This is a genomic window from Stenotrophomonas sp. HMSC10F06 (assembly GCF_001807865.1).
Lineage (GTDB): Bacteria > Pseudomonadota > Gammaproteobacteria > Xanthomonadales > Xanthomonadaceae > Stenotrophomonas > Stenotrophomonas bentonitica_A.
On record NZ_KV791305.1, the window covers coordinates 33475 to 48908 of the forward strand.

Genomic DNA, 15434 nt, shown 5'->3' on the forward strand with positions numbered 1-15434 from the left:
GCACATGAAGATCCTGCTTGTCGGTGCCAGCGGCACCTTGGGCCAGGCGGTTGCCAGTACGCTCGGCGTGCACCACGAACTGATCCGCGCCGGCCGCCACGGCGGCGACGTGCAGGTGGATCTCACCGACGACGCCAGCGTGCAGGCGCTGTTCGAGAAGGTGGGCAAGGTCGACGCGGTGATCGCCACCACCGGCCAGGTCCACTTCGGTCCGCTGGCGCAGATGCGGCCGGCCGACTTCAACCTGGGGCTGCAGGACAAACTGCTGGGCCAGGTGCGGCTGAGCCTGGCCGCCCAGCATCACCTCAACACCGGCGGCTCGATCACCCTGACCAGCGGCATCATCAGCGCCCAGCCGATCCGCGACGGCGCCAACGCCACGGCAGCCAACGCCGCGCTCGAAGGTTTCGTGCGCGCCGCAGCCTGCGAGCTGCTGCCGCGTGGGCTGCGCATCAATGCAGTCAGCCCGAACGTGCTGGCCGAATCGATGGACGACTACGGCGCCTACTTCCCGGGCTTTGAACCGGTGACGGCGCAGCGCGCGTCGCTGGCCTACCAGCGCAGCGTGGAAGGCATCCAGAGCGGGCAGGTGTTCACCGTCTGGTGAGGGCAGCCGGCCAGCGGCCGGCACTACGGGTGGCAAGCGGGGGCCCCCGCCGGCCGCTGGCCGGCACTACTCCCAGCGGCGCGGGCCGTCGCCCTGATCGCCAAGCGTGTCGCCGGGATTGGTAAGGCGGCAACGCTTCAACGACAGGCAGCCACAGCCGATGCAGTCGGTGAGCTGGTCGCGCAGCAGCAGCAACTGCTCGATGCGCTGGTCCAGCTCACTGCGCCACAGCGCCGACATCCTGGCCCACTCGGCCTTGGTCGGCGTTTTGTTCTCCGGCAGGGCGGCAAAAGCGGTCGCCACCGCCTCCAGCGGCATCCCGACCCGCTGGGCGACCCGGATCACCGCCAGCCGGCGCAGCACGTCGCGGGCGAAGCGGCGCTGGTTGCCGGCGGTGCGCAGACTGCGGATCAGGCCCTTGCGCTCGTAGAAATGCAACGCCGAGACGGCCACGCCGCTCCGTTTGGCGACTTCGCCTACACTCAGTTCCTGCGCGATCACTGCTTGACCTCAACCTTGGTTCAGGTGGCATCCTGCGCGCCGCCGGAGTGCACTGCAACCCCGGCCCTCCCCCCGATGTCTGGAATCCGCATGTCCGCTGACGCCTCCACTCCGCCCGCCACCGCTCCGGTGGAGGATGCCCCGATCCCCTCGATCCTGTCGCCGGCCTACAGGGCGACCACCATCGGCATGGTCGCGCTGGTCTCGCTGCATGGCTTCGAAGCGCTGGCAGTGGCTGCGGCGATGCCGACCGTTGCCCATGACCTGGACGGCCTGCGCCTGTACGCGCTGGCGTTCGGCGGCACCCTGGCCACCAGCGTGATCGGGATGACGCTGTCCGGCCGCTGGAGCGACCAGCGTGGCCCGGCACGGCCGCTGTGGCTGGGCCTGGCCTGCTTCGTTGCCGGCCTGCTGGTGGCCGGCTTCGCCCAGCACATGCCGGTGCTGGTGCTCGGGCGGCTGATGCAGGGCCTGGGGGCCGGCGCGATTTCCGTAGCGCTGTATGTGCTGGTCGGACGTTCGTTCCCCGAACCGATGCGGCCGCGCGTGTTCGCCGCCTTCTCGGCCGGCTGGGTGGTGCCCTCGCTGGTCGGCCCCAGCATCAGCGGCCTGATCGTGCAGCATCTGGGCTGGCGCTGGGTGTTCCTGATCGTGCCGCTGCTGGCCATCCCGGCGGCACTGCTGCTGCGCCCGGCCCTGCGCCAGGTGGGCACGGTCGCCACCGGCACCAGCAGCCGCAACGTGGTGCCCTGGGCGGTAGGGGCCGCCTTCGGCGCGCTGGCGCTGTACATCGGCGGCCAGCAGCAGGGATGGCTCGCCGTGGCGCTGCTGGCGCCCGCCCTCGCCCTGCTCGCCCTGTGCAGCTGGAAGCTGCTGCCGACCGGCACGCTGCGCCTGCGCCGCGGCCTGCCCAGCGTGATCGCCCTGCGCGGGATCGCGGCCTCGGCCTTCTTCGGCTGCGAAGCGTTCCTGCCGCTGCTGCTGCAGCGCGAGCGCGGGTTGACGCCGGTCTTCGCTGGCGTGGCACTGAGCCTGGGGGCGCTGGGCTGGTTCTCCGGCTCGTGGCTGCAGGGCCACCAGCAGCGTGGCTGGTCGCGCCGGCAACTGCTGCAGGCCGGTGCCTTGTTGATGTGCACAGGCATCCTGGCCACCTCGCTGGCGATCCAGCCCGGCGTGCCGCTGTGGACGGCGATGGCCGGCTGGGTACTGACCGGGCTGGGCATGGGGCTGATCTATCCCAGCCTGTCGGTGCTCACGCTGTCGCTGTCACCGCCAGCGCAGCAGGGCGCCAACACCTCCGCCCTGCAGCTCAGCGAGGCCCTCGGCGTGGCGACCACGTTGGCCGTCTCCGGCTCGCTGTTCGCGCTGTTCCTGGAGGGCCGGGAGACGCTGGGCTACCTGCTCACCTTCGCGATCATGCTGGTGCTGGCCATGCTCAGCGTGGTGGTGGCGCGGCGCATCTGAAGCAGGAGATGCCACGCATCCTACGGATGCGTGTCGCCGACCTCTTTGAGATCCTCGCGCAGGATGCGGCGGATCTCCAGCACAGCCTGCGGTGTCTCCTGCACGCTGTGCCCGGAGATGATGACCTTCTCCGACACGGCGCCATCCAGGTGCGCGCTCCAGTACGGCACCAGGCCATCATCGGACTGCTGCAACGGCACCTCCGGTTTGCGCTGGGCGATGATCGAGTGGTACTTCAGCCCCGGCGTGATCGGCAGCGCGCCAGCGGCCTTCACGAACGGATCGCTGGCCTTGAGATTGTCGATGCTGTTGGGAATCTGCAGCTTGGTCGTGCTGTTGGCCGATTCGGATTCCTGCAGGGTCAGGAACACATCCTCGAACTTGCCCAGGATCGTGATCGGCAGGCGCACCAGCCGGCCGATCAGGCGCCCCAGCCGATTGCCCGCGATGTCGGTGCCCTTGTGCGGGGCCGCGATGAAGATCACCCGCTCCACGTTCGGCTCGGCGGTGAAATGCAGCAGGGGGCCGAGCTTGGCTTCCACCCGCTTCAAGCGCTCGCCCTTGAGGTCGTAGTTGGCCAGCAGGTCGTTCCACAGCACATCGCCGGAGGAGGTCACCAGCAGTCGCGCGAGCACGCCACCCATGCTGTGGCCGATGAACACCATGTCCTTGGCCGCCGGTGTGCTGCCGGTCGGGTCGAAGTGCTTGAGGGTGTTGTTGAAGGCCTGGTTGATCTCGTAGCGGTTCAGCGCGATGGGCGCGTTGGTCGGGTAATAGACCTGCCAGACCTGGAAATGACGGCGCAGCTCGGGATCGCCCATGATCTCGTTGGCCACGTTCACCCAGGCTTCCGGGCTGCTGCCCAGGCCGTGCAGCATGAAGATGATGCGGCGGTTCGGGTCCCACGGCTGCATCAGGTACATGTGCGGCGCACCGATGCCCTCGCTCATGCCGAACAGAGTGCGCAGCGACTGCGTGGCGAAGCCGGACTGGGCCAGCCACAAGCCGTAGGCCGCGGTGAAGTTGCCCGCCAGCGGCACTTTCTCACCGTGCAGGTCCACGCTCTCGGTGGACTCGGGCGAGTACACGTCGAACAGCACCTGGGTGGTATCGAGCACCTGCTGCAGGTTGTCGCCCTTGAAGCGCAGCAGGGCGGTGGCGTTGATCGCCGACATCTCGCTGTACTGCGGAATCTCCGCTTTCTCGCCATCGGCCGGTGCCACCAGCTTGGGCGGGTCCATGATCACCACCAGCTCGGCGCCGAAGCCATCGCGGCGATAGGTGCTGCGCAGGCCGGCGAAACTCACCGCCGAGGCGGACACCATCCGGGTCGGGATGCTCTGCATGCGCAGCTCATCGAAATCGGAGGTCAGCGTCCAGCGCTCACCGGCCACCGCGGCGTTGTAGTCCTCGCCTTCCAGCGCGCTCTCGCGGCTGCGCTTGAACACCACCGAGGCGGTCTGCTCGGCAGCGTAGTTGTAGTAATCGCGAACCTGGGTCTGGCGATCCTCGAAGGCGCGGTCCGAAGGCGTTCGGCCGCTGAAGAACAGGTAGGCGTAGGCATAGCGCGCAGCTTCCAGCCATGCATCCAGCGCCGCATCGGACATCGGCGTCTTCTCGCGGTCCTTGGGCTTGGGGGTCAGCGCCAGCGCGGTCTTCACCCACAGCTCGGACTGTGCGGACAGCCGCTGTTCCTCGGGCAGCACGTCGGTGTCTTCCAACGTCTTCTGGCAGGTGGCCACGTCCTTTTCGCACTGCGCCACGTCCATCCCGATCACGCTCAGCGTTTCCTGCGAAGCGGCACTGAGCTTGCCTGAGGTCAGCACGTCGCCGCGCTTGTTGGCCAGGTATTCGGTCGGGGCCACCTGTTTCATGGTGACCATCGCGCAGCCGCTGGAGAGCAGCAGCGAGAGCACCACGGCCAGTATCGGCAACGCGCGGTGCGGCAACAGCTTCAATGCGGAACTCATGGAACGCTTCCCTGCCCTGTCCCCGGGACGCCCCGGCGGATCACCTGTGAAAAATCATCGTCTGCATGGCTCGCCCGCGCACGGTCGGTAATCCGGCCGCGTGCCTTCAGCGTTTCGAACGGTACGCCCGGCGTGAGCACGCCCAGATCGCGCGCGTACTCGGCGAAGTAGCCCGAGGCCAGCAGCCGGTAATCCATCGGCAGGCCCGGCGCGATCTGCTTGGCCAGTTCGTACACGATGGTGGTGCAGTTGCTGGTCAACGTGTTGTAGAACGCCGGCGCGGCGTCGAGCTTGCGCGCCTCGCCAAGGTAGGAGACGAACAGGGCCTTGAGCTGCGCCTGGGTCATGCCGTGCAGGCGGTACAGATAGACGTCTTCGCCACGCGCGTTGGTACGCGTGCGCACGATGTCGGTTTCCTCCGAGGCGACCAGGGTCATCTCGAATTTGCGGAAGAACCCGCCCAGCGCGGAGAACGACTCGCCGCGCTCCTTGCGGATCTCCAGCGAGAACACCAGGTAGCGGCCATCGTCGAAACCGAAGGAGATCAGCGTGTGCGCGATGGCCGGCCCCATCCAGTAGGACAGGATCAGATCGGCCGAGCGCAGCTGGTCCAGGTTGTACTCGCGGCGCACCCAGCGCGCGTCGTAGTCGGTCTCGCTGCGCCAGGTGAAGTCACGGACGTTGTCGAGCACCACGCGTGGGCCATCCACCTCGACCACCTTCAGGCGTTGGGCGACATCGTCGGCCCAGATCCGGTCCTGGCGCGGGGTGAGCAGCAGCCACCAGATGCCCGAGGCGACCAGTGCCACGCCGTACAGCACGCCCGGCCAGCGCCCGGCGCGCGCGCGCGCGACGCCAACCGCACCGGTGACGGCGAACACCGCCCACAGGCCGACCAGCAGATACCGCAACCAGCCGGGCCCCGGCAGCTGGTAGGCCAGCAAACCGGTGATCCACAGCGCCGCCAGCAGCATCAGCAGCGCCAGCCCCCATCGTCCTGCCTTCTTCACGCATCGATCCGTCGTCTGTCCGGGGCGCTAGTTAGCCATAACCCCTGTGTTCGCCGCATGTCGAGCCTGTTCAGCTTCGACCCGGCGTTCACCCCCGACGCCGTCAGGGCCTGGCCTGGCCGCCCCGCGCGATCGCATACTGGGGCTACTCATTGGCTACCAGGGACGTGCCACCCATGCAGGGACTGACCACCATCGGGGGGGTGCCCATCCAGCGCCACCATCTGCTGCGCTGCCATTGCGGGGCCGTCGTGCTGCGCCTGCACCTGCCGGACGGCGTGGTCTCGCCCCGCCGCTGCGATTGTTCGATGTGCAGGCGCCGCGGCGCGATCGTGGCCTCGGCGAAGCTGGCGGATCTGGAGATCGTGCAGGGGCAGGACGAACTGCGGCTGTATCAGTTCAACACGCACGTCGCCCGCCACCACTTCTGCAGCGTGTGCGGCATCTACACGCACCATCAGCGACGTTCTTCACCGGATGAATATGGCTACAACGTCGGCTGCCTGGACGGCGTCAATCCGTTCGATATCGGACAGGTGCCGGTGAATGACGGGGTCAACCACCCCGCCGATGCCAACCGCGTTTAGCGACGGCCCGGGCCGATCTTCTGCCACGGGGCCATGCCCTTGCGCCCATGCAGCAGCGGGCGCTTGAGCGGCATCCGGCGCGGCATCGGGATGCCCACCCCGGGCGCGGCGGTATCGTCCTGGCGCAGCGACTCCGCGCGCTGGCCGACCAGCAGGGCCGCCACTTCTTCCAACCCGTTTCGCATGGTCCGAGCGACCGTCTGCAGGGGATTCATGGCATGTCTCCAAGCGGTGTGGGGACGATCTACGCTAATGGCCCGCCGGCATGGAGACCGTGAACGGAATGGGTCAAGAAGATGAAATCCGGGATCCGGGGCGCCCCGCCATTCAGTGTTCTGCCGCCCTATCCGGGCGGGGCTTGCCCAGCCGCCGCACCAGCACGAAGAACAGCGGCACCAGCACGATCGCCAGCAACGTGCCGGAGAGCATCCCGCCGATCACGCTGACGCCGATCTCGCGCCGGCTCACGGCGCCAGCGCCGGTGGCCAGGGCCAGCGGGATCACGCCGGCCACGAACGCCAGCGAGGTCATCACGATCGGCCGCAGGCGCAGGCGGGCGCCCTTCAGCGCCGCATCCACCGCTGAACTGCCCGCGCGGTACTCGGCCTCGGCGAATTCCACGATCAGGATCGCGTTCTTGGCCGACAGACCGATCGTGGTCAGCAGCCCCACCTGGAAGTAGATGTCGTTGACGAAGCCCGCCGCGGTGGTGGCGATCACCGTGCCGATCACGCCCAGCGGGATCACCAGCATCACCGCCACCGGCACGGTCCAGCTCTCGTAGAGCGCGGCCAGGCACAGGAAGATGAAGGCGATGGAGGCCGCATACAGCCACAACGTCTGGTTGCTGGACAGCTGTTCCTGGTAGGACAGTCCGCTCCACTGCAACGCGAACCCGGGCTGATCGGCCACCAGGGACTGCATCGTCTGCATCGCCTCGCCCGAGCTGCGCCCTTCGGCGGCACTGCCCTGGATCTGCATCGCCGGCAGGCCGTTGAAGCGCTGCTGCAGCTGGGGCCCGCGCGACCAGTGGCTGCTGGCGAAACTGGCGAACGAGGCCATCTGCCCGTTGCTGCCGCGCACATACCATTGGCCGATGTCATCGGGCACGCTGCGGTAGGGCTGGTCGCCCTGCACGTACACGCGCTTGACCCGGCCGCGGTCGAGGAAGTCGTTGACGTAGGTGCCGCCCCACGCAGAAGACAGCGTTGAATTGATGTCCGCCTGGGCCAGGCCCAGCGCACTGGCCTGCGCCTGGTCGATGTCCAGATGCAGCTCGGCCTTGTCGCCAAGGCCATTCAACCGCACCGAGGTGAGCCGGTCGTCATCGCTGGCGGCCTGCACCACCTTTTCCTGCGCCGCCTGCAGCGCCGGACGCCCGGCCGCGCTGTTGTCCTGCAGCCACAACTCGAACCCGCTGGACTGCCCCAGCCCACGCACCGCCGGTGGCGCCAGCACGTTGACCTTCGCATCGGGCAGGTTGCGGAAGTGCGCGTTGGCACGGGCAATGATGGCCCCGGCGCTGTGCTCGGCGTCGCGCTCGGACCACGGCTTGAGCGCCATGAACCCCTGCCCGGCGTTCTGGCCGGTGCCGGCGTTGTTGCGGCCGACCACCACGAACACCACGTCCAGGCTGTCTTTTTCATGCTCCATGAAATAGCGGCTGATCTGTTCGCCCAGCGCCTCGGTGCGCGCCATCGGCGTGCCTTCGGGCGTGGAGAACTGGAACGTCACCTGGCCCTGGTCTTCCACCGGCAGGAAGCCGGTCGGCATGCGCGCGTACAACGCGACCACCCCGATCACCAGCAGCACATAGAAGGCCATCCAGCGCCGCGGATGCGCCACGATCCCGCCCAGCTTGCCGCGATACCCGTTCTGGCTGCGCTCCACGCCGCGGTTGAACCAGGCAAAGAAACGGCCCGGCGGCTTCTGCGCGCTGGACGGCTTGAGCAGGGTCGCGCACAGCGCCGGGGTCAGCGTCAGCGCGACCAGCGCCGACAGCGCCATCGCCGAGGCGATCGTGATCGAGAACTGCCGGTAGATGATGCCGGTGGAACCGCCGAACAAGGCCATCGGCAGGAACACCGCGCCGAGCACCACGGTGATGCCGACCAGCGCACCGGTGATCTCGCCCATCGATTTTTCGGTCGCCTCGCGCGGCGGCAGGTGTTCCTCGTGGATGATGCGTTCGACGTTCTCCACCACCACGATCGCATCGTCCACCAGCAGGCCGATCGCCAGCACCATCGCGAACAGGGTCAAGGTGTTGATGGTGAACCCGGCCACCGCCAGCACGCCGAACGTGCCCAGCAGGACCACCGGTACGGTAATCGCCGGGATCAGGGTGGCGCGCAGGTTCTGCAGGAACAGGAACATCACCGCCACGACCAGCACGATCGCCTCGATCAGGGTGTGGATGACGCCCTCGATGGAGACCCGCACGAAGGGCGTGCTGTCGCGCGGGTAGGCCACTTCCAGCCCCGGCGGGAAGCTGGGACGCAGGCGCTCGATCTCCGCGCGCACCGCATCGGCGGTTTCCAGCGCGTTGGCGCCGGAGGCCAGCGTCACCGAGAAACCGGCCGCGGGATAGCCGTTGAGGAAGCTGCTGGTCTGGTAGTTTTCCGCGCCGATCTCCACCCGCGCCACATCGCCCAGGTGCACGGCCGCGCCGCTGGGCAGGGTGCGCAGGATGATCGCGCGGAACTGCTCGGCGGTCTGCAACCGCGACTGTGCGGTCACGGTCGCGTTGAGCGCCTGCTCCGGCCCGGTCGGCAATGCGCCCAGTTCACCGGCGGTGACCTGGGTGTTCTGCGCCTGGATCGCGGCACGCACATCCGAGGGCATCAGATCGAACGCGCGCAGCTTGTGCGGGTCCAGCCAGATGCGCATCGCATAGGGCGAGCCGAACACGTTGATTTCGCCCACGCCGGGGATGCGGCTGATCGGGTCCTGCACATTGCTGACCAGGAAATCGGAGACGTCCACCCGTTCCATGCGCCGGTGGGTGTCATACAGCGACACCACCATCAGCGAATCGCCCTGCGATTTGGCCACGGTCACGCCCTGCTGCTGCACTTCCTGCGGCAGCCGGTTGATCGCCTGGTTGACGCTGTTCTGCACCTGCACCTGGGCAATGTCCGGGTTGGCGCGCTGGTCGAAGGTGACCGTGATCCGCGCCTGGCCCGAAGACGAACTGGTGGAAGAGAAATACAACAGGTGGTCGATGCCCTTGATCTGCTGCTCGATCACCTGGGTGACGCTGTCTTCCACTGTCTGTGCCGAGGCGCCGGTGTAGTTGGCGGTGATGTTGACCTGCGGTGGCGCGATGTCCGGGTACTGCTCCACCGGCAGCTGGGTCACCGCGATGGTGCCCAGCGCCATGATGCAGATGGCCAGGACCCAGGCGAAGACCGGGCGGTGGATGAAAAAGCGCGGCAGCATCGGCCGCTCAGCCTTCGCCGGCCGGCGCGGCGGCAGGCGCCGGGGCCGGTGCGGCTGCGGTGGCGGGCTTGATGCGTACCGTGGCGCCTTCGCTCAGCCCCTGGCGGCCACTGAGCACGACCTGCTCACCGGCACGCAGGCCCTCGAGCACCAGCCACTGGTCGCCCACCGCACGCGCCGTGGTGAAGGTGCGTTGATGCACGCGGCCATCCGCCCCCACCACCCACGCCAGCGCCTCGCCCTTCGGGCTGCGGTCCACCGCTGCCTGCGGTACCAGCAAGGCCTGCTGGCGCGTGCCCTGCCCGACCTGGGCGCGCACGTACATGCCGGGCAGCAGCTGTCCCTGTGGATTCGGGAACTGCGCACGCAGGGTAATGCTGCCGGTTTCCTGATCGACATCGATGTCGGCGAATTCCAGCGTGCCGGCCAGCGGGTAGGCGGTGCCATCGGAGAGCTTGAGCTGCACCGGCGCGCGGGTCGCCTCCACGCCACCGGCGGCGATCGCCCGGCGCAGCGCCAGGTATTCGTTGCTGGACTGGGTGATATCCACGTTCATCGGGTCCACCTGCTGGATCCGCGCCAGCGGCTCGGCCTGGCCATCGGTCACCAGCGCGCCCGGGGTGAACAGCGCGCGGCCGATCCGCCCGCTGATCGGCGCGGTCACCCGGGCGAAGCCCAGGTTGGTACGTGCGGTATCGCGCACTGCCTGCGCCGCTTGCACCGCCGCCTCCGCCTGCTGGTGGGTGGCCACCGCGTCATCCACATCCTGCTGCGCTGCCAGCTGGCCCGCGCCCAGCTGCTGCATGCGCTGGGCACGCAGCCGTGCCGCCACCGCAGTGGCCTGCGCGGTGCGCACGTTGGCCTGCGCTTCGTTCACCGCGGCCTGGTACAGCGCCGGTTCGATCTGGAACAGCGGCTGCCCGGCCTTCACCCTCTCGCCCTGCTCGAACAACCGGGCCTGCAAGACCCCGGAGACCTGCGGGCGCACCTCCGATTCCTGCGACGCCACGGTCCGACCGGGAAGCTCCTGGGCCAGCGCCAGCGATTGGGCCTGCAGGGTCAGTACCGTCACCTCCGGCGCCGCGCCGGGCGCCTTGGGCGTCTGCTTGCTGCAGGCGCCCAGCGCCAACGCCGCCGCCAACCCCAGCAGCGTCAGACGCCAGGGGCCGGGCAACGGGCCAGAAGCCGGGGAGGACGGGAGCGGGTCGGTCATGGGGGGCGGGATTCCAGGCGAGAACGGGGCAGGCGGCCCGGATGGCAGGGCCACTGCTCGGGGCGAATATAGGAGAACCCGGGCGAGGATCCGGCGAAAACCGCATGAAACATTTTTCATTTGCAGTCCCCACAGGGGGTTGCGACGATGCACCCGTCCCAATCGTCAAAGTGGCCCATGCCGCGCGTACTCACTATCGAGGACGACCTCGTCACCGCCGAGGAAATCGCTACGGAACTGCGCAGCCACGGCTTCGAGGTGGACCGGGTGGGCAACGGCGAGGACGGCCTGGCGATGGCCGCCCGCGGGGACTACGCCGTGATCACCCTGGACCGCATGCTGCCGGGCATCGATGGCCTGGCCCTGGTCACCTCCCTGCGCCGCCAGGGCATCACCACCCCGGTACTGATGATCAGTGCCCTTTCCGACGTGGATGAGCGGGTCCGTGGCCTGCGCGCCGGCGGCGATGACTACCTGACCAAACCCTTCGCCTCGGACGAAATGGCGGCCCGCGTGGAGGTGCTGATCCGTCGCCACGGCCAGCCCGCCGTGACCGGCAACCAGCTGCGTGCCGGCGATCTGGAGCTGGACCTGATGACCCGCACCGCGCGCCGCGCCGGCGAGGAGATCCCCCTGCTGCCGACCGAGTTCAAACTGCTGGAGTTCCTGGTGCGCAACGCCGGCCAGGTGGTCACCCGCACCATGTTGTTCCAGGAGGTGTGGGGCTATCACTTCGATCCCGGCACCAACCTGATCGACGTCCACATCGGGCGCCTGCGCAAGCGCATCGACCAGCCGGGCCGTGCCCAGCCGATCCGTACCGTGCGTGGCACCGGGTATGTCCTGGACGACCATGTCTGATCACTGGCGTTCCTCCAGCAGCCGGCTGCTTGGGCTGTACTGCGTGCTGTTCGTCGCCTGGTCCAGCGTGCTGCTGGGCGTGATGTACTGGCGCGTCTCGGACTATCTCAACGACCTCGCCGAATCCGGCCTGCAGCAGCGCGCCCACCTGTTCGAGAAGTTCAACGGCCAGGCGCTGGACGATGCGCTGCGCGAAAGCCTGCGCTACGACCTGCACGGGGCGTATGCCTATGGCATCTTCAGCCGCGCCGGGGAGCCGCTGGCCGGCCCGCTGCTGGCGATTCCCGGCGACCTGCGCATGGATGGACATGCCCAGGCAGTGGATAGCTGGTCATTGCGCAGCGGCCCGATCAATGCCCCCGGGCGCGCGCTCGGGGTGGAAACCCAGGATGGCCGGCTGCTGGTGTTCGTGCGCCAGAGCGGCAAGCTCACCGCGGTCAACAGCATCATCCTCGATGCACTGCTGTGGGGCGTTTCGCTGACCATCATTCCCGGCCTGGCCGGCTGGCACATCCTGCGCCGGCGCCCGTTGAAGCGGATCCAGGAGATAGAGGCCGCGACCAAGCGGATCATCGCCGGCGATCTCGGCCAGCGCCTGCCGGTGTCCGGGCGCCCGGATGAGATCGACCGCCTGTCGAGCATCGTCAACGCCATGCTCGAACGCATCGAGCAGCTGATGACCGAAGTCAAAGGCGTGTGCGACAGCATCGCGCACGATCTGCGTACCCCGCTCACCCGCCTGCGCGCGCATCTGTACCGCACCCGTGTCGGGCTGGAGGAAGATGACCCGCGCGCGGCGCAGCTGGACAAGGCGCTGGACGAAACCGACCGGCTGATGGCCCGCTTCGGGGCGCTGCTGCGCATTTCCGAACTGGAAAGCCACCAGCGCCGCTCCGCCTTCGTCGAACTGGATGCGGGCGAGCTGCTGCGGGAGCTGCATGCGTTCTACCTGCCGCTGGCCGAGGAGAAGGACCAGCAGCTGCTGCTGGAGATCGACCCGCAGGTGGGCACGTTGTGGGGCGACCGCGAGCTGCTGTTCGAAGCATTGGCCAACCTGCTCTCCAACGCGCTGCACTTCACCCCCACCCAAGGCCGGATCGTGCTGCGCGCGGTGGACGACCGCGGCACACCGCGGATCGATGTGATCGACAATGGACCGGGCATTCCACCGCAGGACCGCACCCTGATCTACCAGCGCTTCTTCCGCGGCGGCAGTGGCGGCGAGTCCACCGAGGGGTTCGGGTTGGGGCTGTCGATCGTGGCCGCGATTGCCGGCCTGCACGGCTTCCGGGTCCGCGCCGGGGATGCCCCCGGGGGCGGGGCGTGGTTGAGCATCCGCTGTGCGGCCGAGGGCCTTCGCTGAACGAGGGCGCATCGCGTCTGGCCGGTCTGGCCGGTCTGGGGGGAGGCTCTTTTGTATTCCCACCCGGCATCCGGATAATCCGTCGCGACCTGCCCGCCGGTCGCAACACCGCGTGCCTCCAGCCATCGCCCGAGAGCCTTCATGCAACGTGCCACCATCAAAGCCTGGTTCCTGATCCACAAGTGGACCAGCCTGGTCTGTACCCTGTTCCTGTTGCTGCTGTGTCTGACCGGCCTGCCGCTGGTGTTCGGCGAGGAGATCGCCCACCTCAGCGAGCCAGAGGTGGTCACCACGGCGGCCGATGCCACGCCGCGTGATCTGGACGCGCAGGTGCGCACCGCACTGGCGCAGTATCCCGGCGATGTGCCGCTGTTCGTCGGCTGGGATCCGGACGCACCCACCGTGTACGTCAACACCGGTGCACGTCCGGACACCCCGCCACCGCAGATGCACACCGCGCTGCTGCACGCGACCACCGGCGAGGTGCTGCCAGCCGCGCAGTTCAACGAAGGCGTGATGTACTTCCTGTACCGGTTGCACACCGATCTGTTCCTCGGCCTGCCCGGCATGTTGTTCATGGGCGCGATGGGGCTGCTGTTCGCGGTGGCGATCATCTCCGGCCTGGTGTTGTATGGCCCGTTCATGCGCAAGCAGCGCTTCGGCACGCTGCGCACCGGTCGCAACCGCCGGTTGGCCTGGCTGGACCTGCACAACGTGTTGGGCGTGGTCACCCTTGGCTGGGCACTGGTGGTGGGCGTCACCGGCGCCATCAACACCATCGCCAAGCCGCTGGAACAGGCCTGGCAGAGCGAGCAGCTCGGCGAGTTCGCGGCCCGCTATGCTGGCCAGCCACGGCCGGCCACGCTGGCCTCGCTGCAGGCCGCCGTGGACACCGCACGTGCCGCCGAGCCCGGCATGCGCCCGGCCTTCGTCAGCTTCCCCGGTACCGGCTACAGCGGTGAACACCACTATGGCGTGTTCATGCAGGGCAACACCGCCCTCACCGAGCGCCTGTACCGCCCGGTGCTGATCGATGCCAAGACCGGCGAGCTCACCGCGCAACCGCAGTTGCCGGCCTACATGAGCGTGTTGCTGCTGAGCCAGCCGCTGCATTTCGGCGACTACGGCAAGCTGCCGCTGAAGGTTTTGTGGGCCCTGCTGGACCTGCTCACCATCGCGGTGCTGATCAGCGGCCTGTATCTGTGGGTGAAGCGTGGCAGTACCGACGCACGCGTCACCGAGATCGAGCGCGCCGCGCAGCATGGGGGTGCCGCATGAGCGCACCGCTGAAACCACCGCGCAGCCCCTTCATCGCCCCGGCGTGGATTGCACTGGCCAGTGTGGTCGGCTTGGTCAGCGCGCTGATCGGCGACGGGCTGTTGGACCTCATCTCCTGGCTCGTGTTCACCGCGTTGATCGCGCTGGTGGTGCGTGCGTGGGTGAAACGCACGCGCTGACGCGGCGCAGGCGCATCTGCACAGGACGCCGATGCCCGGGTCGATAGCATGGAGCGCGAGATCCACTGCGTGCAAAGGCGTTGTCCCGATGAACCGATTGCCCGGCCCCCGCTTCCTCAACACTATCCTGCTTGGCGGCGACACGGTCGACAAACTCGAGGCCGTCGCCGCGGCAGGATTCGCGCAGGTCGAACTGTGGCGTGAGGATGTCGCGTCCTCATCCGTCGCCGACGTGCGTAAAGCCGTGGCGCGCACCGGCCTGCAGCTCACCGACGTGCAGGTGCTGCTGGATTTTGATGGCGCTTCAGCCGCCACTCGCCAGAGCAAGCGTGCCGAGGCGATGTCGTTGCTCGCGCTGGCAAACGACGTCGGTGCAGGCACTGTGCTGGTGCCTGCCTGCACGGCAACCGACTACGCGCCCGAGCGGGTTGCCGACGACCTGCGCTGGCTGTGCCTGCGTGCCGCTGAGCACGGCCTGCGTATCGCCTACGAAGGCATGGCCTGGAGTCGTCTGCACTCCACCCTGCCCTCGGCGTGGCAGCAGATCGAGCAGGTCGGGGCGCCGAACCTGGATATCGTGGTCGATGCCTTCCACCTGTTCGCCGCCGGGCGTACGGCCGATGACCTGCACGACATCCCGGCGGAGCGCATCGCGCTGGTGCAGCTGTCGGATGTACTGGCCCAGCCGTTGCCCGGGCAGGTGACGACGCAGGCGCGGCATCACCGCTGCCTGCCGGGCGATGGCCTCTGGCCGCTGGAGACGCTGATCGATGCGCTGGCCGAGATGGGTTACAGCGGGCCGATCGGGCTGGAGGTGTTCAACGACGCGCTGAAGGCCCGTGATCCCCATGAGGTGGCGCGCGAGGCCATGGCGGCGCTGGAGGCGGTGCTGGCGCACTGATGTGTTTCCGGCTGCCCACATGCGACGGCACCAGTGTGCCGCGCCAGGCGCTCAAGCAG

General features: G+C 68.2%; 14 protein-coding genes. 8 read left to right on the forward strand and 6 right to left on the reverse strand.

The features are described from left to right. The first annotated feature begins 4 nt into the window (after positions 1-4). Entirely contained in the window at positions 5-607 is a 603-nt protein-coding gene (locus HMPREF3113_RS15875) for a short chain dehydrogenase (RefSeq protein WP_019185382.1), read from the forward strand. Between the two features lie 66 nt (positions 608-673). On the opposite strand, the gene soxR is transcribed toward HMPREF3113_RS15875, so the two are convergent. Continuing rightward, positions 674-1108, reverse strand: a complete 435-nt coding sequence (gene soxR, locus HMPREF3113_RS15880) for a redox-sensitive transcriptional activator SoxR (protein WP_172838051.1) — start codon at positions 1106-1108, stop codon at positions 674-676. 90 nt (positions 1109-1198) lie between these two features. On the opposite strand from soxR, the gene HMPREF3113_RS15885 reads away from it, so the two are divergent. Then, on the forward strand, positions 1199-2572 hold the full coding sequence (locus tag HMPREF3113_RS15885; protein ID WP_070473874.1) for an MFS transporter: 1374 nt from the start codon (positions 1199-1201) through the stop codon (positions 2570-2572). Between the two features lie 20 nt (positions 2573-2592). On the opposite strand, the gene HMPREF3113_RS15890 is transcribed toward HMPREF3113_RS15885, so the two are convergent. Next, positions 2593-4542, reverse strand: a complete 1950-nt coding sequence (locus tag HMPREF3113_RS15890) for an esterase/lipase family protein (RefSeq protein ID WP_070426768.1) — start codon at positions 4540-4542, stop codon at positions 2593-2595. Continuing rightward, a complete protein-coding gene (locus tag HMPREF3113_RS15895; protein ID WP_019185378.1) occupies positions 4539-5516 on the reverse strand; it encodes an Lnb N-terminal periplasmic domain-containing protein in 978 nt (325 codons plus the stop codon). Before HMPREF3113_RS15895 ends, HMPREF3113_RS15890 begins: the two co-directional genes overlap by 4 nt. Positions 5517-5728: 212 nt before the next feature. Here HMPREF3113_RS15895 and HMPREF3113_RS15900 point away from each other — a divergent pair, with 212 nt between their 5' ends. Further along, positions 5729-6139 carry a GFA family protein gene (locus HMPREF3113_RS15900; RefSeq protein WP_019185377.1) on the forward strand — a complete coding sequence of 137 codons (411 nt, stop codon included), beginning with the start codon at positions 5729-5731 and terminating at the stop codon, positions 6137-6139. Here the strand turns inward: HMPREF3113_RS15900 and HMPREF3113_RS15905 are convergent. The 3 genes from HMPREF3113_RS15905 to HMPREF3113_RS15915 all read right to left on the reverse strand — a co-directional run bounded on the left by HMPREF3113_RS15905 (position 6136) and on the right by HMPREF3113_RS15915 (position 10793). Further along, on the reverse strand, positions 6136-6354 hold the full coding sequence (locus HMPREF3113_RS15905; protein ID WP_235319017.1) for a hypothetical protein: 219 nt from the start codon (positions 6352-6354) through the stop codon (positions 6136-6138). The two genes, HMPREF3113_RS15900 and HMPREF3113_RS15905, sit on opposite strands and share 4 nt — an antisense overlap. 112 nt (positions 6355-6466) lie before the next feature. Next, positions 6467-9580 carry an efflux RND transporter permease subunit gene (locus HMPREF3113_RS15910; protein WP_019185375.1) on the reverse strand — a complete coding sequence of 1038 codons (3114 nt, stop codon included), beginning with the start codon at positions 9578-9580 and terminating at the stop codon, positions 6467-6469. A 7-nt stretch (positions 9581-9587) separates the two neighbouring features. Next, positions 9588-10793 carry an efflux RND transporter periplasmic adaptor subunit gene (locus tag HMPREF3113_RS15915; RefSeq protein WP_051010540.1) on the reverse strand — a complete coding sequence of 402 codons (1206 nt, stop codon included), beginning with the start codon at positions 10791-10793 and terminating at the stop codon, positions 9588-9590. A gap of 177 nt (positions 10794-10970) precedes the next feature. Here HMPREF3113_RS15915 and HMPREF3113_RS15920 point away from each other — a divergent pair, with 177 nt between their 5' ends. From HMPREF3113_RS15920 to HMPREF3113_RS15940, 5 genes are all read left to right on the forward strand, one after another. Then, positions 10971-11654 carry a response regulator transcription factor gene (locus tag HMPREF3113_RS15920; RefSeq protein WP_019185373.1) on the forward strand — a complete coding sequence of 228 codons (684 nt, stop codon included), beginning with the start codon at positions 10971-10973 and terminating at the stop codon, positions 11652-11654. After that, on the forward strand, positions 11647-13017 hold the full coding sequence (locus tag HMPREF3113_RS15925; RefSeq protein WP_102789128.1) for a sensor histidine kinase: 1371 nt from the start codon (positions 11647-11649) through the stop codon (positions 13015-13017). The genes HMPREF3113_RS15920 and HMPREF3113_RS15925 overlap by 8 nt, the downstream gene beginning before the upstream one ends. 141 nt (positions 13018-13158) lie before the next feature. Next, entirely contained in the window at positions 13159-14295 is a 1137-nt protein-coding gene (locus HMPREF3113_RS15930) for a PepSY-associated TM helix domain-containing protein (RefSeq protein ID WP_070473878.1), read from the forward strand. Continuing rightward, positions 14292-14474, forward strand: a complete 183-nt coding sequence (locus HMPREF3113_RS15935) for a hypothetical protein (RefSeq protein ID WP_019185370.1) — start codon at positions 14292-14294, stop codon at positions 14472-14474. The genes HMPREF3113_RS15930 and HMPREF3113_RS15935 overlap by 4 nt, the downstream gene beginning before the upstream one ends. Before the next feature lie 88 nt (positions 14475-14562). Continuing rightward, positions 14563-15375, forward strand: coding sequence for a sugar phosphate isomerase/epimerase family protein (locus HMPREF3113_RS15940; protein ID WP_070473880.1), 813 nt, complete (start codon positions 14563-14565; stop codon positions 15373-15375). Positions 15376-15434 lie beyond the last annotated feature (59 nt).

Bases quoted from the DNA above. Each gene is read 5' to 3' on its own strand.
- HMPREF3113_RS15875 (WP_019185382.1), top strand. From the start codon at position 5: ATGAAGATCCTGCTTGTCGGTGCCAGCGGCACCTTGGGCCAGGCGGTT.
- HMPREF3113_RS15885 (WP_070473874.1), top strand. From the start codon at position 1,199: ATGTCCGCTGACGCCTCCACTCCGCCCGCCACCGCTCCGGTGGAGGAT.
- HMPREF3113_RS15890 (WP_070426768.1), bottom strand. From the start codon at position 4,542: ATGAGTTCCGCATTGAAGCTGTTGCCGCACCGCGCGTTGCCGATACTG.
- HMPREF3113_RS15895 (WP_019185378.1), bottom strand. From the start codon at position 5,516: ATGCTGCTGGCGGCGCTGTGGATCACCGGTTTGCTGGCCTACCAGCTG.
- HMPREF3113_RS15900 (WP_019185377.1), top strand. From the start codon at position 5,729: ATGCAGGGACTGACCACCATCGGGGGGGTGCCCATCCAGCGCCACCAT.
- HMPREF3113_RS15905 (WP_235319017.1), bottom strand. From the start codon at position 6,354: ATGAATCCCCTGCAGACGGTCGCTCGGACCATGCGAAACGGGTTGGAA.
- HMPREF3113_RS15910 (WP_019185375.1), bottom strand. From the start codon at position 9,580: ATGCTGCCGCGCTTTTTCATCCACCGCCCGGTCTTCGCCTGGGTCCTG.
- HMPREF3113_RS15915 (WP_051010540.1), bottom strand. From the start codon at position 10,793: ATGACCGACCCGCTCCCGTCCTCCCCGGCTTCTGGCCCGTTGCCCGGC.
- HMPREF3113_RS15920 (WP_019185373.1), top strand. From the start codon at position 10,971: ATGCCGCGCGTACTCACTATCGAGGACGACCTCGTCACCGCCGAGGAA.
- HMPREF3113_RS15925 (WP_102789128.1), top strand. From the start codon at position 11,647: ATGTCTGATCACTGGCGTTCCTCCAGCAGCCGGCTGCTTGGGCTGTAC.
- HMPREF3113_RS15930 (WP_070473878.1), top strand. From the start codon at position 13,159: ATGCAACGTGCCACCATCAAAGCCTGGTTCCTGATCCACAAGTGGACC.
- HMPREF3113_RS15935 (WP_019185370.1), top strand. From the start codon at position 14,292: ATGAGCGCACCGCTGAAACCACCGCGCAGCCCCTTCATCGCCCCGGCG.
- HMPREF3113_RS15940 (WP_070473880.1), top strand. From the start codon at position 14,563: ATGAACCGATTGCCCGGCCCCCGCTTCCTCAACACTATCCTGCTTGGC.